We start from the raw sequence: 16925 nt of genomic DNA on the forward strand, positions 1-16925 counted from the left end.
CCGAAGTATTTAAAGGACAACACTAAAGGGTTTTCTCAACATGTCAGAACAAAATAACACTGAAATGGCTTTCCAGATCCAACGTATTTATACCAAGGATGTGTCTTTCGAAGCGCCAAATGCACCACATGTTTTCCAGAAAGATTGGCAGCCAGAGGTTAAACTGGATCTTGATACCGCATCTACCCAACTGGCAGATGATGTGTATGAAGTAGTGCTGCGTGTCACCGTAACGGCTTCTCTGGGTGAAGAAACTGCGTTCCTGTGTGAAGTTCAGCAGGGCGGTATTTTCTCCATCAGTGGTATTGAAGGGACTCAGATGGCGCATTGCCTTGGTGCATACTGCCCGAACATTCTGTTCCCGTATGCCCGCGAATGCATCACCAGCCTGGTTTCCCGCGGTACATTCCCGCAACTGAACCTTGCGCCGGTCAACTTTGATGCGCTGTTCATGAACTATTTACAGCAGCAGGCTGGCGAAGGTACTGAAGAACATCAGGATGCCTGATGAACCAAAGTAATGCTTCAATGACTGTGATTGGTGCCGGCTCGTACGGCACCGCTCTTGCCATCACCCTGGCAAGAAATGGCCATCAGGTTGTCCTGTGGGGCCATGATCCGAAACATATCGCGACCCTCGAGCACGATCGCTGCAACGTCGCGTTCCTCCCTGATGTGCCTTTTCCCGAAACGCTGCGCCTGGAAAGTGATTTAGCCACTGCACTGGCCGCCAGTCGTAATATTCTGGTGGTAGTGCCGAGCCACGTCTTTGGCGAAGTGCTGCGCAACATCAAACCGCTGATGCGTCCTGACGCGCGTCTGGTTTGGGCGACAAAGGGTCTGGAAGCGGAAACGGGACGCCTGCTGCAGGACGTCGCGCGTGAAGCGTTGGGGAATTCTATTCCACTGGCGGTTATCTCCGGTCCGACGTTCGCCAAAGAGCTGGCGGCGGGCATGCCGACGGCGATTTCTCTGGCCTCGACGGACGACACCTTTGCTGACGATCTCCAGCAGTTGCTGCACTGTGGCAAGAGCTTCCGCGTTTACAGCAATCCGGATTTCATTGGCGTGCAGCTTGGCGGCGCGGTGAAAAACGTCATTGCGATTGGCGCGGGGATGTCTGACGGCATCGGTTTCGGCGCGAATGCGCGAACCGCATTGATCACTCGTGGACTGACCGAAATGTCTCGCCTTGGCGCGGCGTTGGGTGCCGATCCTGCCACCTTTATGGGTATGGCGGGTTTAGGCGATCTGGTGCTGACCTGTACCGACAACCAGTCGCGTAACCGTCGTTTTGGCATGATGCTCGGCCAGGGGATGGACGTGCAGGGGGCGCAGGACAAGATTGGTCAGGTGGTTGAAGGCTACCGCAATACGAAAGAAGTTCGTGAATTGGCGCACCGTTTTGGTGTTGAGATGCCAATAACCGAGGAAATTTATCAAGTATTGTATTGCGGAAAAAACGCGCGCGAGGCAGCATTGACGTTATTAGGCCGTGCACGCAGGGACGAGCTGAGTCGCCACTAGCTGTAAGGAACTGTTGAATATAACGACCCGACCCGCGAAGAACGGGTCGGTCGTTTTGCTACCTTCTGGAGTACGCAATGCCGTGTGAAGAACTGGATATCGTCTGGAAAAACATTAAAGCGGAAGCCCGGGCACTGGCGGAATGTGAGCCAATGCTGGCCAGTTTTTATCACGCAACGTTGCTCAAGCATGAAAACCTCGGCAGTGCGCTAAGCTATATGCTGGCGAATAAACTCGCTTCTCCGATCATGCCCGCCATTGCCATTCGCGAAGTCGTGGAAGAGGCCTACGCGGCCGATCCTGAAATGATTGCCTCAGCGGCCTGTGATATTCAGGCGGTACGCACGCGTGATCCGGCTGTCGATAAATATTCCACCCCACTTCTGTATCTGAAGGGCTTTCATGCGCTTCAGGCCTACCGTATCGGTCACTGGCTGTGGCATCAGGGGCGTCAGGCGCTGGCGATCTTCCTGCAAAATCAGGTGTCCGTTAGCTTCCAGGTAGACATTCACCCGGCGGCAAAAATTGGCCGTGGGATTATGCTCGATCACGCCACTGGTATTGTGGTCGGTGAAACTGCCGTGATTGAAAACGACGTCTCTATTTTGCAATCCGTCACGCTGGGCGGGACCGGTAAAGCCGGCGGTGACCGTCATCCGAAAATTCGTGAAGGCGTGATGATTGGCGCGGGAGCAAAAATTCTCGGCAACATTGAAGTCGGGCGCGGCGCGAAGATTGGCGCAGGTTCCGTCGTTTTACAGCCGGTACCCCCGCATACCACTGCAGCAGGCGTTCCGGCACGCATCGTCGGCAAGCCTGACAGCGATAAGCCGTCCATGGATATGGATCAGCATTTCAACGGGATACATCATACTTTTGAGTATGGAGATGGTATCTGATTTCGAGCTATCTTACCTGGCAGATTGAACCTGAGCTGTGCTCGTCATCCTCACGTATTGCGTGTACGCTCCGGTGACTGCGCGCAGTCCGTGTTCAATCTGTCTGCGCCGATAACGCTCGAAATGAATTTCATCAAATTAATGTAGGTCGGATCAGGCGCTAGCCGCCATCCAACAATCATCAGCTACGCAGTACCGCGCCCGGATACCCTAGCTGGCGCCAGGCCTCATACACCACCACCGACACCGCATTTGACAGGTTCATGCTGCGACTGTCTGGCATCATCGGAATACGAATTTTTTGTTCGGCCGGCAGCGCGTCAAGGATGCTGGCTGGCAGACCGCGTGTTTCCGGACCAAACATCAGATAATCCCCGTCCTGATAGCATACCGCGCTATGCGCTGGCGTACCTTTGGTGGTCAGAGCAAACAGGCGCTGCGGATGTTCTGCGGCGACGAAGGCGGCGTAATCAGGGTGGCGCAGCACGGCGGTAAATTCATGGTAATCCAGCCCCGCGCGACGCAGGCGCTTGTCGTCCCAGGTAAAGCCCATTGGCTCTATAATATGCAAACGAAAGCCGGTGTTGGCGCAAAGACGGATAATATTGCCGGTATTTGGCGGGATTTCTGGTTCGAATAAAACGATGTTAAGCATACTGCCCCCTTGATAACGGGGGGCAGAATAGCAGAAAGAGCGGGTACTATGCGACGGTCAGCGCGTGCGGTTTATAGCGCTGCAGCTTGTAAATTGTCGCGGCAGCAGCGACCAGGGCCGGAAGGCTGAGGAACATTAAGATACTGTCTGCCTGCCATTGCAGGGAAAGCAACTGGGCGCTCATCATCGTTCCGGCTACGCCGCCGAAGCGGCCCACGCCCTGCATCCAGGCAATGCCCGTCGCACGGCAGTGGGTTGGATAAAACGTGGCGGCCAGCGTCTGCAGCCCGGACTGCGCGCCGTTCATGGTAATCCCCATCAGGAAGATCAGTGCGCCGAACAAGATGATGTGGTTATGTTCAAACCCGAGAGCGAGGGCAAACAGCATCGTCAGAATAAAGCCAAGTGAGACCACTTTATGGGCTTCCCAGCGGTCCATTAACCAACCGGCCAGCAGGATCCCCGCCGTACCGCCAAAGGTAAACAGCGATGTCAGCCAGGCGGATTCGGCCAGCGGATAGCCCATTCCCAGCATCAGCGTTGGCATCCAGCTCAGCAGCACGTAATAGATAACCAGCCCCATAAAGTAGGTCATCCAGAGCATCAGCGTACCCGGCAGCCAGGGCATACTAAATAACTGTGCCACGCTGCTTTTTTTGACCGTGATACGGTCTTCATCCAGATAAAACTGGGTAACCTGTTCCAGACTTCCCGACATAAAGCGTTGAGCAATGCGTTTAATCTGTGCAACCCCTTTACCGCGGTGAACCAGATACTTAACCGACTCTGGCAGGAACAGCACCAACAGTGCGGTGAGGACCAGCGGGGCGATCGCACCAGCAAGCAGAACACTGTGCCAGCCGTAGTTGGGGATCAGCCAGGAGGAGATCACGCCGCCGCCCGCAGCCCCTAACGGAAAGCCACAGTACATGGTGTTAATCGCCATTGAACGACAGCGTTTCGGGGCGAATTCTGACACCAGGGTGATGGCATTGGGCATTGCCGCGCCAAGCCCAAGCCCGGTGAGAAAGCGCCAAAACGTGAGCATATTCAGCGTCTGGGCATAGGCGGTTCCCAGACTGGCGAGGCCAAAGAACAGACAGGAAAAGACCAGGACGCGCTTACGACCCATACGATCGGAAATCGGTCCGGCCAGCAGGGCACCAAATGAGAGGCCCAATAGCGCGGCGCTTAACACCGGTCCAAGATCTTGTTTCTTGATCCCCCAGTCGGCTGAAAGCGTGGGGGCAATATAGCCCATCGCCGCCGTATCGAAGCCGTCAATGGCTAAAACCAGAAAACCCAGGACAATAATGACCCAGTGGAAGCGCGAAAAAGCACTGTCATCTATCGCCTGCTGGATATTCACTTTTCCGGAATAAGCCATGTCACCCTCGCCCGTTATGATGGTTGTTATATGTATAAAATGCTGTTGTATTAGCTTGTCTATACATTTGGCGGGTGGATAAAAAGTTGTCAAATATATTGGTTGTAAATGTTAACTAGTCGTTAGTTTTGGATAAAAAATGGTCGGGCTGAAAACAGACCGACCATTCAGAAAATGGGGTTTACGGGGATGTTGTTACGCTGCGCTACCCTGGACCAGAGGTGCCAGCGCGGCAGGCAGGCTCTTACCCAGTTCCTGTACCAGCGAATCACGGCTGATTTCGCTAATCGACTTCGCACCGGTCAGGGTCATCGCCACCTTCATCTCTTTCTCGATCAGGTTCAGCAGATTCGCCACACCGGCCTGGCCGTGGGTCGCCAGCGCGTACAGATAAGCACGCCCCAGCAGTACACTATCCGCGCCCAGCGCTATCATGCGTACAACGTCCAGACCATTGCGGATCCCGCTATCAGCCAGAATGGTGATATCGCCTTTCACCGCATCGGCAATGGCGGGCAGCGCACGAGCTGAAGACAGCACGCCATCTAACTGACGGCCACCGTGGTTAGAGACAACGATACCATCCGCGCCAAAGCGTACGGCGTCGCGGGCATCTTCAGGGTCGAGGATCCCTTTGATCACCATCGGACCATCCCAGAATTCGCGGATCCACTCGAGGTCTTTCCAGGAAATCGACGGATCGAAGTTATTCGCCAGCCAGCCGATGTAATCTTCAAGGCCGGTGGGTTTGCCCAGATAAGTCGAAATATTGCCTAAATCATGCGGGCGACCGTTCAGACCAACGTCCCATGCCCACTGTGGATGAGTGACTGCTTGCCAGTAGCGACGCAGTGCCGCATTTGGACCGCTCATACCGGAATGGGCATCACGGTAGCGTGCGCCAGGCGTTGGCATATCGACGGTAAAGACCAGCGTGGAGCAACCCGCCGCTTTGGCGCGCTCCAGTGCGTTACGCATAAAACCGCGATCGCGCAGAACATACAGCTGGAACCACATCGGACGCTTGATGGTCGGGGCGACTTCTTCAATCGGACATACGGACACTGTGGAAAGCGTAAACGGAATGCCTTTGGCATCAGCGGCGGCGGCGGCCTGAACCTCGCCCCGGCGTGCGTACATGCCGCATAAGCCGACAGGCGCGAGGGCTACCGGCATGGAGAGTGTTTCGTTGAACAGCTTGGTTTCCAGGCTCAGGTCGGACATATTCTTCAGTACGCGCTGGCGCAGCGCCACCTCTGACAGGTCTGCCACGTTACGGCGCAAGGTGTGCTCGGCATACGCCCCGCCGTCAATATAGTGGAACAAGAAGGGGGGCAGGATGCGCTGGGCTGCGGCGCGATAGTCGCTGGCTGCTGAAATAATCATGTGTTGTTCTCCCTGCTATTCTCACCAGGATCACCGGGCAGGCGAGTTATACGCGCCTGCCGGGCCTGATCTTCATCAAATCGTTTAATTGTGGTGTGGACAAAACTGAGGTGCGCCATCATGGCCTTACGCGCCCCGTCGGCATCCCCGGCAACAATGGCGTCCAGCACGGCCTGATGCTGCGCCGTCAGTTGAGAAAATACGGGCGGTACCAGGTACATACGTTGGCGGCTCTGTTTTACCGAAGACTGCAGGACGTCGAAGAAACCGCGCATGGTCTGCAACAGCACCACGTTGTGCGAGGCTTCCGCAATGGCGAGATGAAAACGAACGTCAGCCTGCGAGGCGAGATCCGGATCTTCGCTTTGCGTGGCCTCGAAACAGAGCCTGATTTTCTCTTTATCCGCGGCGGTGGCCCGCATGGCTGCGTGCCAGGCGGTACTGGCTTCGATGGCGTGGCGGGCCTCCAGAATATCGAAACTGTAATCAGGATCGTCAGCCAGCAGGGTTTTCAGCGGCTGAACGATGTTTTGTTCAGACCAGGCCTCATGCTGCCAGCGGATAAACGTCCCGCCGCCACGACGGCTAATCACTACGCCTTCACTGACCAGCTTTGCTAACGCCTCGCGCAGCGAGTTACGCGATACGCCGAGCTGTACAGCCAGTTGGCGCTCAGCGGGCAACTTCATGCCCGCCTCCAGCTGTTGTTCTTCAATCAGCGCCCGCACACGAGATGCGACTTCGTCTGACAGGCGTCTGGGCATCACTATCATGGAATCATCCAGGTTAAGACATAGGCCTGCAGCGTGGTAATCACACCCACCATGCAGGTGAAAATCAGGCTGTGTTTCACGGTAAAGCGGAACAGGTCAGACTCTTTCCCCACTAATCCCACTGCCGCACAGGCGATAGCGATAGATTGCGGCGAGATCATCTTGCCGGTCACGCCGCCGGTGGTATTTGCCGCCACCATCAGCACATCCGAAACGCCGATTTGCTGAGCAGCCGTAGCCTGCAGGGCGGCAAACAGTGCGTTTGATGAGGTGTCGGACCCGGTCAGAAATACCCCCAGCCAGCCGAGGAACGGTGAGAAGAAGGTAAACGCGCTGCCGGTGTGTGCCAGGGCCAACGCCAGGGTTGATGAAAGCCCGGAGTAGTTTGAGATAAACGCGAATGCCAGCACCATTCCGATGGAGTAAATAGGTAATGCCAGATCTTTCAGCGTGCTGCCAAAAGTCTGCAGCGCTGCGGACGGCTTCATCTTCAACCAGACGATAGACAGCAGGGCGGCAAACAAAATCGCGGTACCGGTTGCGGAGAACCAGTCAAATTTATACACCGCCGCGTAGGCTGTGGCTTCGTGTACAACCGGCGGCATACGGGCAACCAGCTTATCGAGGTACGGAACCGGAATATTGACCACCCAGTGGTACATCGCGCCGCCTGGTGCAAACAGCGCTTTAAACGGCGGTACGCTCCACAGCGTGACGGTGGCGGTCAGGAACAGGAACGGAGACCAGGCGCGGACCACCTGTCCAGCGGTATAGTGGGTGCGAGCCAGCGTCTGATCGACCTGTGAAGCGCCCATATCGCCAAAGCGGAAGATGCGTACCGGCTGCCAGCGTTTCAGGAACAGCGTCAGGCAGACCAGCGAAACCAGAGACGAGATAATGTCTGGCAGTTCCGGCCCGATAAAGTTAGAGCTGAGGTACTGCGCGATAGCAAACGAGCCGCCAGCGACCATCACCGCAGGCCAGGTCTCTTTTACGCCGCGCCAGCCATCCATAATCGCCATAATCCAGAACAACACGATAATGGTCAGGAACGGTAACTGACGGCCCACCATCTGACCAATCTCGAAGCTATCCAGCCCGGTAACCTGACCGGCAACCAGAATCGGAATGCCCATTGCGCCAAAAGCGACCGGAGCGGTGTTTACGATCAGGCACAAACCTGCCGCGTACAGAGGATTAAAGCCCAGACCAACCAGCAGTGCAGCGGTAATCGCTACCGGAGCGCCAAATCCTGCCGCCCCTTCGAGGAATGCCCCAAAGGAGAAACCGACAATCAGCATTTGCAGACGTTGGTCCGGGGTAATCGAGAGTATTGAGGAGCGGATGATGTCGAACTGCCCGGTTTTCACCGAGATTTTATAGACGAATACCGCGGCGATAATGATCCAGGCAATTGGCCACAAACCATAGAAGAAGCCGTACACCACGGAAGCCAGAGCGTGATCGACTGGCATTTTGTAAAACAGCAGGGCGACCGTCAGAGCGATCACCACCGTCCATGACGCCGCAACATAGCCTTTCAGCTTGAGCTTAATCAGGGCGAAGAAAAAGAACAGGATAGGGAGCGATGCGATCAGACTGGAAAGCCAGATGTTACCGGCCGGGTCGTAGTTCTGTTGCCAGAGATTCATTGCAGGTCTCCTGGGGGCCGCCGACATAATGGAATGAGTCTGTGCTCATCTCCTGGTCACATTATGTGTAAAAGTGGCCCTGCCAATATTGTTGTGTAGGGGTAATGACAATGAATAGTTAATCAAATGTTATTTATTGGCAACGGTATTGTACGCACATTTTAATGAAATGTGAGGTGCTGGTAGGATCTGGCTAAAATTGGTAGGGCCAATTGCGAGGGGAAGGGAAGGACCGGGCAAGCGAATGTTGCCCGGTGGGAGATCAGAACTCGCTCTTCGCGAAGCCCGTCATCTCTTTCAGGCCCATTTCACGGCCAAGCTCGGTCATCGGGTGAACGACGATCAGGCCGCGCACGCTCTTCTTCAGCTTGCCCATGTCGGCCTGTTCTTTTTTGGTGATAGCACGACGGAAAGGAAGTTTCGCCAGCTTTTGCGCTTCTTTGCTCAGCTTCTGACCGTGGACGTCACGCAGACGCGCGATCTCGGTTTCCAGCGTTTCTTTCTCTTGCTCCAGCTCGGCATATTTGTCGGCGGCTTCAACCAGGGACAGGTCTGCCTGCTGGTGGCGGATCGCGTCCAGACGATCGCTCAGGCGTTTAATTTCGTTTTTTTCGACTTCTTTCATAGGATAGCTTCTGATAAAAATAGGATGAATATCCTATAGTATGCGCGCAGAGCGGGATTATTCACAACTAATCGAAGATAAATAATCAAATGTTGCAAGTATTATTTAGCTAATGAAAATACTAATATTTTGATTAATAAGGAGTTTTAAGTGATAAGGTCGGCCGTGGTGCTTTTTATTGACGGGTTCATAGTGAAGCACGTTTTCCTCAATATAATCGCCCAACCGATCCTAAACTTAAATGAGCAACCGCGCAGGCTGAGCGCGGTTAATACATGGAGGAGGGAAGATTATGGCGAAAATAGGTGAGAACGTTTCGGCCCTTATTGATAAGACGGTCGATTTTATGGCTTCAAGCCAGGCTTTTCGCGAATATCTGAATAAAACACCACCGCGCAACGTTGTCCCTACTGAAATACCGCAGGAGAATGCGCAGCTGTATCTGCAACGTCTGGCGTATTATCGGCAGCTGTATCGACCGCAGCAGGAAGAGAAGTAAGCCTGCAGGGTCTTATTTTTGAAAGGCTTTTTTTAAGCTGATTTTAGAAATCAGCTCGGTCAGGGAAAGTACCATCGTGGAGCGTACCATCTGCTGGTAGCGCTGAATCTGCATTGCGTGCAAACCTGAGTCTGAGGTATCAAACTGCGGTGGCGGCGGGAGTGCCGTCACGCAGTGGAGTTCGCCAAATGGGCCAAGAATTTCGTCGTCGGTGAACGCGTATTCATTACCGTCATGGTTTAACTCTTCCCGCAGCGCCATCAGAAGCTCCGCATCTTCATACTCCGGCCGGCTGAGTACGCCCAGACCGTAAATTAGCTTCAGACGAACGGAAAGATCGCCCAGCGGACCGTCGCCGTCGAGCAGGGGTTCTACGGCATATTTTACCGCATAGTCGTCTTTGCGAAATACCTGAAGCACAAGGATATTCACCGCTTCGGTGAGCAGTTCTACGGCGGTGATGAGGAAGCTGCGTACGGTTTTGCCAGCATTCAGACGCTCAAGCACACGATTTTCAAAGGCCTGCGTTTGTTCCATTATTGCCTGCATATCTGACAATCTGTCATTTGGGCGCAGGCTGACCTGCGCCACATTCTCTATCATTTGGTTGCGTTATATGCGTTAACCGCCTCCGCCACCACATCACTGTTGGCATCCAGACCGGAAACCTGTGCCAGCGCGGCCTGTGGACCTTTTTCGTCAATCAGCGCGGCCAGTTCCTGGGCCTGCGGATCTTCTTCACTGCGATAGTGCATCGCTGCAGCAATACCGGTGACCAGATTCGCGTGCGGCAGGCCATACTCCAGCGTGCCCAGCAGCGGTTTAATCAGACGATCGCCCGCGCTCAGTTTACGCAGCGGCTGACGACCCACGCGCTCAACGTCATCTTTCAGATACGGGTTTTCAAAGCGACCGAGGATTTTCTGAATGTATGCCGCATGTTTTGCTGCATCAAAGCCATAGCGTTTGATCAGTACCGCGCCGCTCTCTTCCATCGCACCTTTTACCACTGCACGGATTTTCTCGTCGAGAATCGCGTCACGGATGGTCTGATGACCGGTCAATTTTCCGAGGTACGCGGTTATAGCATGCCCGGTGTTCAGCGTGAAGAGTTTACGTTCGACAAATGCCATCAGGTTATCAGTTAATTCCATTCCCGGGATGTCAGGCAGTTCGCCTTTGAACTGTGTTTTGTCGACAATCCACTCACTGAAGGTTTCGACGGTGACTTCCAGCGGATCGTTGGTCGCAGAAGCCGAAGGGGGAACAATGCGGTCCACGGCGGAATCGACGAAGCCAACATGTTCTTCAACCCAGGATTTGTCTTCATCTGCCAGCGCGTTCATAACGTGGCCTTTCAACTGGGTGGTTCCGCGCACCATGTTTTCACAGGCGATAATATTCAGCGGAGTGGCGATGCCCTGCGCCTTGCGTTTAACCAGCCCTTTGGCGATGGCCGGAGCGATACGCTCAAGAACGACCGGACCGACGGCGGTAGTGACTAAATCTACGTGGGCAATCAGGTCGACAACATCATCGCCGATGCTGCTCACGGCGTTGACGCCGGAAACGGTATCAACCTGCTCGTTTTCACCCACCACATGAACCTGATAGCTATGACGGGCATTCAGGGCATCGAGCACGACCTGGTTTACATCCGCGAACGTCAGTTGTATCCCCGCGTCCGCCAGCAGTTTGCCGATAAAGCCACGACCGATATTACCTGCGCCAAAATGTAATGCTTTCATAGTATTAACCTTCATTAATGTTTTTACCCAAGAGGGCTGGGGTGAGGCGTTTCCCTCAACCTAACCCTCTCCACAAGGGAGAGGATATCGCCTTCATATTTCGAACTGCAGATGCGTTGGCTCTCCTCGCTCACCCCAGTCACGTACTTATGTACGCTCCTGGGGATTCGCTGCGTTGCCGCCTTTCTGCAGCTCGAACTATTTTGGAGATACTTAATGGTTAAGCTTTTTTACCGGCCAGCAGTTCCAGAACTTCATCCACGCTGGTGGTATGGGCCAGACGTTCGATCACGGATTCGTCATCCAGAGCGTTGGTCAGGCTGGTGATCACCTGGATATGTTCATTGTTACGTGCGGCGATACCAATGACCAGGCGGGCAATGTCGTCTTCTTCTTCACCGAAGCGCACGCCTTCTGGGTACTGGCAGAACACCACGCCGGTTTTCAGCACGCGGTCTTTGGCTTCAACCGTACCGTGCGGCACTGCGATGGACTCACCGAGGTAAGTCGGGGTCAGTTTTTCGCGGTCCAGCATCGCCTCGACGTATTCTGGCTCAACGTAGCCGCCTTTCACCAGTTGCTCACCGGCAAAGCGAATCGCTTCTTCTTTGTTAGTGGCTTTACGGCCGAGGAAGATATTCTCCGCACCCAGTTTGAACAGGTGGGTATCACCCTCTTCAAAGCTGTCTTTCAGGTGATCGCGGACTTTCTCTTCGTTCACGTTGTGGCGCTGTGCTGCAACCAGACGTTCGGTCAGGCTGGCGTACAGGCCGCTGTCGAGGAAGTTGGTCAGCGAAATGTGCTGTGCCTGAGGCACCTGGCGCATCGCACGTTCGGTCAGGTCACGGTGAGTAATGACCAGATCGACATCCGGCGGCAGATTGTTAATCGCGCTGTTGGTGACGGAAATCTGAGACAGACCGGCATCCTGCACTTTCTTGCGCAGTACGCCCGCCCCCATGGCGCTGGAGCCCATACCCGCATCGCAGGCAACGATGATTTTACGCACATGGCTCAGGTCGTTAGTCACGTCGCCAGCCGCCAGCGGAGATGCACCTTTGGATTCCGCTTTCATGTCGTGCATACGACGAGTAGCGGCATCAATGTCATCATCTTCTTTCACTTTGCTGGTTTTCAGCAGAATGGCTGAGACGACAAAGGAGACAGCCATTGCGGCACAAATAGCAGCGATGTTCGCGAAGTAAGCACCCTTCGGCGTCATTGCCAGCACGGCCAGGATAGAACCCGGAGAAGCCGGAGAAACCAGGCCGCCGTTCAGGATAGTCAGGGTAAATACGCCAGTCATACCGCCGAGGATAACGGCCAGGATCAGACGCGGGTTCATCAGCACGTACGGGAAGTAAATTTCGTGGATACCACCCAGGAAGTGGATGATAGCCGCGCCGCCTGCGGACTGCTTAGCGCTGCCGCGACCGAAGAACATGTATGCCAGCAGAACGCCCATACCCGGACCCGGGTTAGCTTCAATCAGGAAGAAGATGGATTTGCCCATCTCGTGGGACTGCTGAATACCCAGCGGTGAGAAAATACCGTGGTTGATGGCGTTGTTGAGGAACAGGATTTTCGCCGGTTCAACGAAGATAGACGCCAGCGGCAGCATGTCATGGACAACCATGAAGTTAACGCCTGCCGCCAGGATTTTGGACAGTGCTTCAACCAATGGGCCAATGCCAAGGAATGCCAGAATGGCGAGGATCATCCCGATGATGCCTGCGGAGAAGTTATTCACCAGCATCTCAAAACCGGACTTGATCTTACCGTCTACCCAGTTGTCGAAATGTTTGATAGCCCAGCCGCCCAGCGGACCTGCGATCATCGCGCCGAGGAACATTGGCATATCGGCACCGACGATAACGCCCATGGTGGTGATAGCACCCACCACGCCGCCACGCTCGCCGCCAACCAGCTTACCACCGGTATAACCGATCAGCAGCGGCAGCAGATAGGTGATCATTGGGCCGACAAGCTTCGCCAGCGTTTCGTTCGGCAACCACCCTGTCGGAATGAATAATGCGGTGATAATACCCCACGCGATAAACGCGCCGATATTTGGCATCACCATGTTACTGAGGAATCGACCAAAGCTTTGCACTTTGATCTTAATATCGGATGACATAAAAACACCCCTTCTTATGTTTGCTGTCGCGCAGGCTAAAAGCCCGAGGTTTGTTAATGTAGCGGCAGGAGGTAGCCGGACCCTGTAGATACTGCGAAATCTGGCACTGAATCGTTCAACTGTCCAGTCGACGGATTTTTATGTGACGTTTGTCACGTAAATATAGGGTGTATGGCGTTAGTTAATGTGATTTTCATCACAAAATATCGGTACAAAAAAACATCACAGGTCAAGAATTGGCTAAAAATGGGCGTTAAGTGTGAAGTTGTTCACGTTTTTGCTTTGGCTGTTTGTTGGGTATTTGTGATCTACTTCGCAATAAATATTTGTCTGGATTTCTCTTGGTGTGATCTGGAGCGGATTCTGTTTCATCACCTATTTCTTGCAACTACCCCGCAAGCCATCAACCTGAAAATTTATACCCTGGTGGTATGGCGGAAATGGCTAACTGCAATTATGTTCAAATTACCAGCCATGACTCCTTTCGGCTGCCTGCAATTGAAAGCTCTGATTAGCGTGAATACGAGGCGGGTATGTTTCTAAACTATTTCGCGTTAGGTGTGCTGATCTTCGTTTTTCTGGTTCTGTTTTACGGAATCATCGCCATCCATGATATTCCCTATAACATGGCTAAGAAGCGCAACCATCCCCATGCCGATGCCATCCATACGGCGGGTTGGGTGAGTTTATTTACGCTGCATGTTATTTGGCCCTTCCTGTGGATCTGGGCCACGCTCTATCAGCCAGAACGAGGCTGGGGAATGCAGTCACACATCACGCCGTCCGGGAAGGAACCTGACCCTGAAATTGCCGCGCTGGCCGCGCGCATCACCCAGTTGGAAAATAGACTGGATGGGGAGAAAAAAAACGATAACTCCACCTTTCCGGAGATTTGATCATGGACTTGTTGATTGTCCTGACCTATGTGGCATTCGCCTGGGCCATTTTTAAAATATTCCGTATTCCGGTAAATCAATGGACGCTTGCCACCGCCGCATTAGGTGGGGTGTTTATTGTGGCGGGACTCATTTTATTAATGAACTATAACCACCCGTATACCTTTACGGCGCAAAAGGCGGTTATTTCAATTCCTGTTACCCCACAGGTCACCGGAATTGTTAGTGAGGTGACAGATAAAAATAATCAGCTGATTAAAAAAGGCGAGGTGTTATTTAAACTCGATCCCGTTCGTTATCAGGCGCGGGTCGACAGGCTGCAGGCCGACCTGGTGACCGCTACGCACAACATCGACAATATGAAAGCGCAGCTGTCTGAAGCCGTAGCCAATACCACCCGCGTTTCCGCTGAACGAGATCGCCTGTATAAAGATTATCAACGCTATTTGAAGGGCAGTCAGGCGAAGGTTAATCCATTCTCTGAAAGCGACATCGACAATGCCCGGCAAAACTTTCTGGCGCAGGATGCGCTGGTCAAAGGCTCCGTTGCTGAACAGACGCAGATTCAGAGCCAGTTAGACAGTATGGTCAATGGAGAGCAATCTCAGGTTGCGTCTCTGCGCGCCCAGCTCGCTGAAGCCAAATACAATCTTGAGCAGACTATCGTACGTGCGCCCAGCAACGGTTATGTAACGCAGGTGCTTATCCGGCCCGGGACCTATGCCGCCGCGCTGCCTCTGCGCCCGGTGATGGTATTTATTCCGGAACAAAAACGGCAAATCGTGGCGCAATTCCGCCAGAATTCGTTGCTGCGCCTTAAACCGGGTGATGAAGCGGAAGTGGTCTTCAACGCGCTGCCAGGCCAGGTATTCTCCGGCAAGCTCACCAGCATTCTGCCGGTTGTTCCGGGCGGTTCTTATCAGGCGCAGGGAGCATTACAGTCCTTAACGGTGGTGCCGGGTACCGATGGCGTGCTGGCCACGATTGAGCTGGCTCCCAATGCCGATGTGGATGCGCTGCCGGACGGTATCTATGCCCAGGTGGCGGTCTATTCCGACCATTTCGCTCACGTTTCAGTGATGCGAAAAGTGCTGCTGCGCATGACCAGTTGGATGCATTACCTTTATTTGGATCATTGAGACCGTCATCACCTGCCATTTGCACTGACCTGAGCCATACTGATATTTTTGTTGGCAAAAAGGACCCGGCATGAAACTCATTGGCAGCTATACCAGCCCTTTTGTGCGTAAAATTTCTATTCTGTTACTGGAAAAGGGCATCACTTTCGAATTTGTGAATGAACTCCCCTATAACGCAGATAGCGGCGTGGCACGCTATAACCCGTTAGGAAAAGTGCCCGCGTTGGTTACCGATGAGGGCGAGTACTGGTTTGACTCTCCGATCATCGCGGAATACATAGAACTGCTGGATATTGCGCCAGCGATGCTGCCGCGTGAACCACTGGCGGCGCTGAAGGTACGCCAGTTGGAAGCGCTGGCCGATGGCATTATGGATGCCGGTTTAGTCTCGGTACGCGAACAGGCTCGCCCCGCCGCGCAGCAGTCAGAAACCGAACTGTTACGCCAGCGAGAGAAGATTACCCGTAGTCTGGATATGCTGGAAGGTTATCTGGCGGAGGGTACGCTGAAAACGGATACGGTTAACCTGGCCACCATTGCGATTGCCTGTGCCGTCGGTTATCTCAATTTCCGTCGGGTTGCGCCAGGCTGGTGTGTTGATCGCCCGCGTCTGGTCAAACTGGTGGAAACGCTCTTTCAACGCGAAAGTTTTGCCCGTACGGAACCGCCAAAGGCTTGATACACATTATACTCGCCTAAGCAAAGTCACGGTACAATCCTTCCTATATCGATATCCCTCTCCACGGTGGAGAGGGCCACCAACAGCCAGGCCCTTTCATGACAACCGACATGCGTTCACTCTACAGCCAGCTTCCTGCGATCGATCGTTTATTGCGCGATAGCGCCTTCCCAGCTTTACGTGAGTCTCACGGTCATACCCGGGTGGTTGACCTGCTGCGTCACATGCTCGACGAAGCCAGAGAAGCTATTCGCGACACGCACGCGCTCCCGGCATGGTGTGAGGACTGGGCGCAAGAGGCCTGCGCCCGGCTGGAACGAGAATCGCAAAGTGCGCTGCGTCCGGTGATTAACCTGACCGGAACGGTGCTGCATACCAATCTTGGTCGCGCATCGCAGGCCGAAGAAGCGATCGAGGCGGTGGTGCAGGCGATGCGCACGCCGGTGACGCTGGAATACAGCCTGGATGATGCCGGGCGTGGACATCGGGATCGGGCCCTGGCGGATTTACTCTGCCGTCTGACGGGGGCGGAAGACGCCTGTATCGTCAATAACAATGCGGCAGCGGTTTTGCTGATGCTGGCGGCCACGGCTAACGGCAAAGAGGTGGTCGTTTCACGCGGAGAACTGGTAGAAATTGGCGGCGCATTTCGTATTCCGGACGTGATGTGTCAGGCCGGATGTATTCTGCGCGAAGTGGGTACCACCAACCGGACCCACACGAAAGATTATCGTCAGGCGGTAAATGAAAACACCGGTCTGCTGATGAAAGTACATACCAGTAATTACAGCATCGAAGGCTTTACGAAGTCGGTGGATGAGGCAGAGCTGGCCACTATTGGCAAGGAGCTGGATGTTCCGGTAGTGGCGGATCTCGGCAGCGGCTCGCTGGTCGATCTCAGCCAGTATGGATTACCGCAGGAG

At 54.1% G+C, this 16925-nt stretch carries 18 protein-coding genes; 9 read left to right on the forward strand and 9 right to left on the reverse strand.

From position 1 onward, the window contains the following. Positions 1–40 precede the first annotated feature (40 nt). The 3 genes from secB to cysE all read left to right on the forward strand — a co-directional run bounded on the left by secB (position 41) and on the right by cysE (position 2426). Complete coding sequence (gene secB / locus FDW87_RS12760) at positions 41–508, forward strand: protein-export chaperone SecB (RefSeq protein ID WP_003024155.1); 468 nt, start codon at positions 41–43, stop codon at positions 506–508. Further along, positions 508–1527 carry an NAD(P)H-dependent glycerol-3-phosphate dehydrogenase gene (gene gpsA / locus FDW87_RS12765; RefSeq protein ID WP_016154966.1) on the forward strand — a complete coding sequence of 340 codons (1020 nt, stop codon included), beginning with the start codon at positions 508–510 and terminating at the stop codon, positions 1525–1527. Before secB ends, gpsA begins: the two co-directional genes overlap by 1 nt. A gap of 77 nt (positions 1528–1604) precedes the next feature. After that, on the forward strand, positions 1605–2426 hold the full coding sequence (cysE, locus tag FDW87_RS12770; protein ID WP_016154965.1) for a serine O-acetyltransferase: 822 nt from the start codon (positions 1605–1607) through the stop codon (positions 2424–2426). A 181-nt stretch (positions 2427–2607) separates the two neighbouring features. Here the strand turns inward: cysE and trmL are convergent, their stop codons facing one another. From trmL to FDW87_RS12800, 6 genes are all read right to left on the reverse strand, one after another. After that, complete coding sequence (gene trmL / locus FDW87_RS12775) at positions 2608–3081, reverse strand: tRNA (uridine(34)/cytosine(34)/5-carboxymethylaminomethyluridine(34)-2'-O)-methyltransferase TrmL (protein ID WP_016157744.1); 474 nt, start codon at positions 3079–3081, stop codon at positions 2608–2610. 46 nt (positions 3082–3127) lie between these two features. Next, on the reverse strand, positions 3128–4468 hold the full coding sequence (locus FDW87_RS12780) for an aromatic acid/H+ symport family MFS transporter (protein ID WP_047415818.1): 1341 nt from the start codon (positions 4466–4468) through the stop codon (positions 3128–3130). 195 nt (positions 4469–4663) lie between these two features. Next, positions 4664–5854 carry an FMN-dependent L-lactate dehydrogenase LldD gene (gene lldD, locus FDW87_RS12785; protein ID WP_016154962.1) on the reverse strand — a complete coding sequence of 397 codons (1191 nt, stop codon included), beginning with the start codon at positions 5852–5854 and terminating at the stop codon, positions 4664–4666. Then, on the reverse strand, positions 5851–6627 hold the full coding sequence (lldR, locus tag FDW87_RS12790; RefSeq protein WP_137379816.1) for a transcriptional regulator LldR: 777 nt from the start codon (positions 6625–6627) through the stop codon (positions 5851–5853). Before lldR ends, lldD begins: the two co-directional genes overlap by 4 nt. Next, positions 6624–8279, reverse strand: coding sequence for an L-lactate permease (gene lldP / locus FDW87_RS12795; protein WP_016154960.1), 1656 nt, complete (start codon positions 8277–8279; stop codon positions 6624–6626). Before lldP ends, lldR begins: the two co-directional genes overlap by 4 nt. 262 nt (positions 8280–8541) lie before the next feature. Continuing rightward, on the reverse strand, positions 8542–8904 hold the full coding sequence (locus FDW87_RS12800; protein ID WP_016154959.1) for a YibL family ribosome-associated protein: 363 nt from the start codon (positions 8902–8904) through the stop codon (positions 8542–8544). A gap of 292 nt (positions 8905–9196) precedes the next feature. Here FDW87_RS12800 and FDW87_RS12805 point away from each other — a divergent pair, with 292 nt between their 5' ends. Beyond that, positions 9197–9403, forward strand: coding sequence for a hypothetical protein (locus FDW87_RS12805; RefSeq protein WP_016154958.1), 207 nt, complete (start codon positions 9197–9199; stop codon positions 9401–9403). A 12-nt stretch (positions 9404–9415) separates the two neighbouring features. Here the strand turns inward: FDW87_RS12805 and mtlR are convergent, their stop codons facing one another. The 3 genes from mtlR to mtlA all read right to left on the reverse strand — a co-directional run bounded on the left by mtlR (position 9416) and on the right by mtlA (position 13288). Further along, a complete protein-coding gene (gene mtlR / locus FDW87_RS12810) occupies positions 9416–10006 on the reverse strand; it encodes a mannitol operon repressor MtlR (protein WP_005120486.1) in 591 nt (196 codons plus the stop codon). Then, positions 10003–11151 (reverse strand): mannitol-1-phosphate 5-dehydrogenase, encoded by a 1149-nt coding sequence (gene mtlD / locus FDW87_RS12815; RefSeq protein WP_016154957.1) that lies wholly within the window; start codon positions 11149–11151, stop codon positions 10003–10005. The genes mtlR and mtlD overlap by 4 nt, the downstream gene beginning before the upstream one ends. A 220-nt stretch (positions 11152–11371) precedes the next feature. Then, positions 11372–13288, reverse strand: coding sequence for a PTS mannitol transporter subunit IICBA (gene mtlA / locus FDW87_RS12820; protein WP_016154956.1), 1917 nt, complete (start codon positions 13286–13288; stop codon positions 11372–11374). A 171-nt stretch (positions 13289–13459) separates the two neighbouring features. Here mtlA and FDW87_RS21070 point away from each other — a divergent pair, with 171 nt between their 5' ends. The 5 genes from FDW87_RS21070 to selA all read left to right on the forward strand — a co-directional run. After that, a complete protein-coding gene (locus tag FDW87_RS21070; protein WP_170975112.1) occupies positions 13460–13831 on the forward strand; it encodes a hypothetical protein in 372 nt (123 codons plus the stop codon). After that, positions 13822–14184, forward strand: coding sequence for a DUF3302 domain-containing protein (locus tag FDW87_RS12825; RefSeq protein ID WP_016154955.1), 363 nt, complete (start codon positions 13822–13824; stop codon positions 14182–14184). Before FDW87_RS21070 ends, FDW87_RS12825 begins: the two co-directional genes overlap by 10 nt. 2 nt (positions 14185–14186) lie before the next feature. Beyond that, positions 14187–15323, forward strand: a complete 1137-nt coding sequence (locus FDW87_RS12830; RefSeq protein WP_137379817.1) for an HlyD family secretion protein — start codon at positions 14187–14189, stop codon at positions 15321–15323. Between the two features lie 70 nt (positions 15324–15393). Beyond that, the gene (locus FDW87_RS12835; RefSeq protein ID WP_016157739.1) at positions 15394–16002 is read left to right on the forward strand and encodes a glutathione S-transferase; all 609 of its coding nucleotides are present in this window, start codon (positions 15394–15396) and stop codon (positions 16000–16002) included. Between the two features lie 98 nt (positions 16003–16100). Continuing rightward, positions 16101–16925: L-seryl-tRNA(Sec) selenium transferase (gene selA / locus FDW87_RS22510; RefSeq protein WP_252363155.1), on the forward strand; the 825-nt coding region annotated here is incomplete at its 3' end.

This window comes from Citrobacter sp. wls826, assembly GCF_005281245.1.
In the GTDB taxonomy this organism is placed as follows: domain Bacteria; phylum Pseudomonadota; class Gammaproteobacteria; order Enterobacterales; family Enterobacteriaceae; genus Citrobacter; species Citrobacter braakii.

Bases quoted from the DNA above. Each gene is read 5' to 3' on its own strand.
- secB (WP_003024155.1), top strand. From the start codon at position 41: ATGTCAGAACAAAATAACACTGAAATGGCTTTCCAGATCCAACGTATT.
- gpsA (WP_016154966.1), top strand. From the start codon at position 508: ATGAACCAAAGTAATGCTTCAATGACTGTGATTGGTGCCGGCTCGTAC.
- cysE (WP_016154965.1), top strand. From the start codon at position 1,605: ATGCCGTGTGAAGAACTGGATATCGTCTGGAAAAACATTAAAGCGGAA.
- trmL (WP_016157744.1), bottom strand. From the start codon at position 3,081: ATGCTTAACATCGTTTTATTCGAACCAGAAATCCCGCCAAATACCGGC.
- FDW87_RS12780 (WP_047415818.1), bottom strand. From the start codon at position 4,468: ATGGCTTATTCCGGAAAAGTGAATATCCAGCAGGCGATAGATGACAGT.
- lldD (WP_016154962.1), bottom strand. From the start codon at position 5,854: ATGATTATTTCAGCAGCCAGCGACTATCGCGCCGCAGCCCAGCGCATC.
- lldR (WP_137379816.1), bottom strand. From the start codon at position 6,627: ATGATAGTGATGCCCAGACGCCTGTCAGACGAAGTCGCATCTCGTGTG.
- lldP (WP_016154960.1), bottom strand. From the start codon at position 8,279: ATGAATCTCTGGCAACAGAACTACGACCCGGCCGGTAACATCTGGCTT.
- FDW87_RS12800 (WP_016154959.1), bottom strand. From the start codon at position 8,904: ATGAAAGAAGTCGAAAAAAACGAAATTAAACGCCTGAGCGATCGTCTG.
- FDW87_RS12805 (WP_016154958.1), top strand. From the start codon at position 9,197: ATGGCGAAAATAGGTGAGAACGTTTCGGCCCTTATTGATAAGACGGTC.
- mtlR (WP_005120486.1), bottom strand. From the start codon at position 10,006: ATGATAGAGAATGTGGCGCAGGTCAGCCTGCGCCCAAATGACAGATTG.
- mtlD (WP_016154957.1), bottom strand. From the start codon at position 11,151: ATGAAAGCATTACATTTTGGCGCAGGTAATATCGGTCGTGGCTTTATC.
- mtlA (WP_016154956.1), bottom strand. From the start codon at position 13,288: ATGTCATCCGATATTAAGATCAAAGTGCAAAGCTTTGGTCGATTCCTC.
- FDW87_RS21070 (WP_170975112.1), top strand. From the start codon at position 13,460: ATGGCGTTAGTTAATGTGATTTTCATCACAAAATATCGGTACAAAAAA.
- FDW87_RS12825 (WP_016154955.1), top strand. From the start codon at position 13,822: ATGTTTCTAAACTATTTCGCGTTAGGTGTGCTGATCTTCGTTTTTCTG.
- FDW87_RS12830 (WP_137379817.1), top strand. From the start codon at position 14,187: ATGGACTTGTTGATTGTCCTGACCTATGTGGCATTCGCCTGGGCCATT.
- FDW87_RS12835 (WP_016157739.1), top strand. From the start codon at position 15,394: ATGAAACTCATTGGCAGCTATACCAGCCCTTTTGTGCGTAAAATTTCT.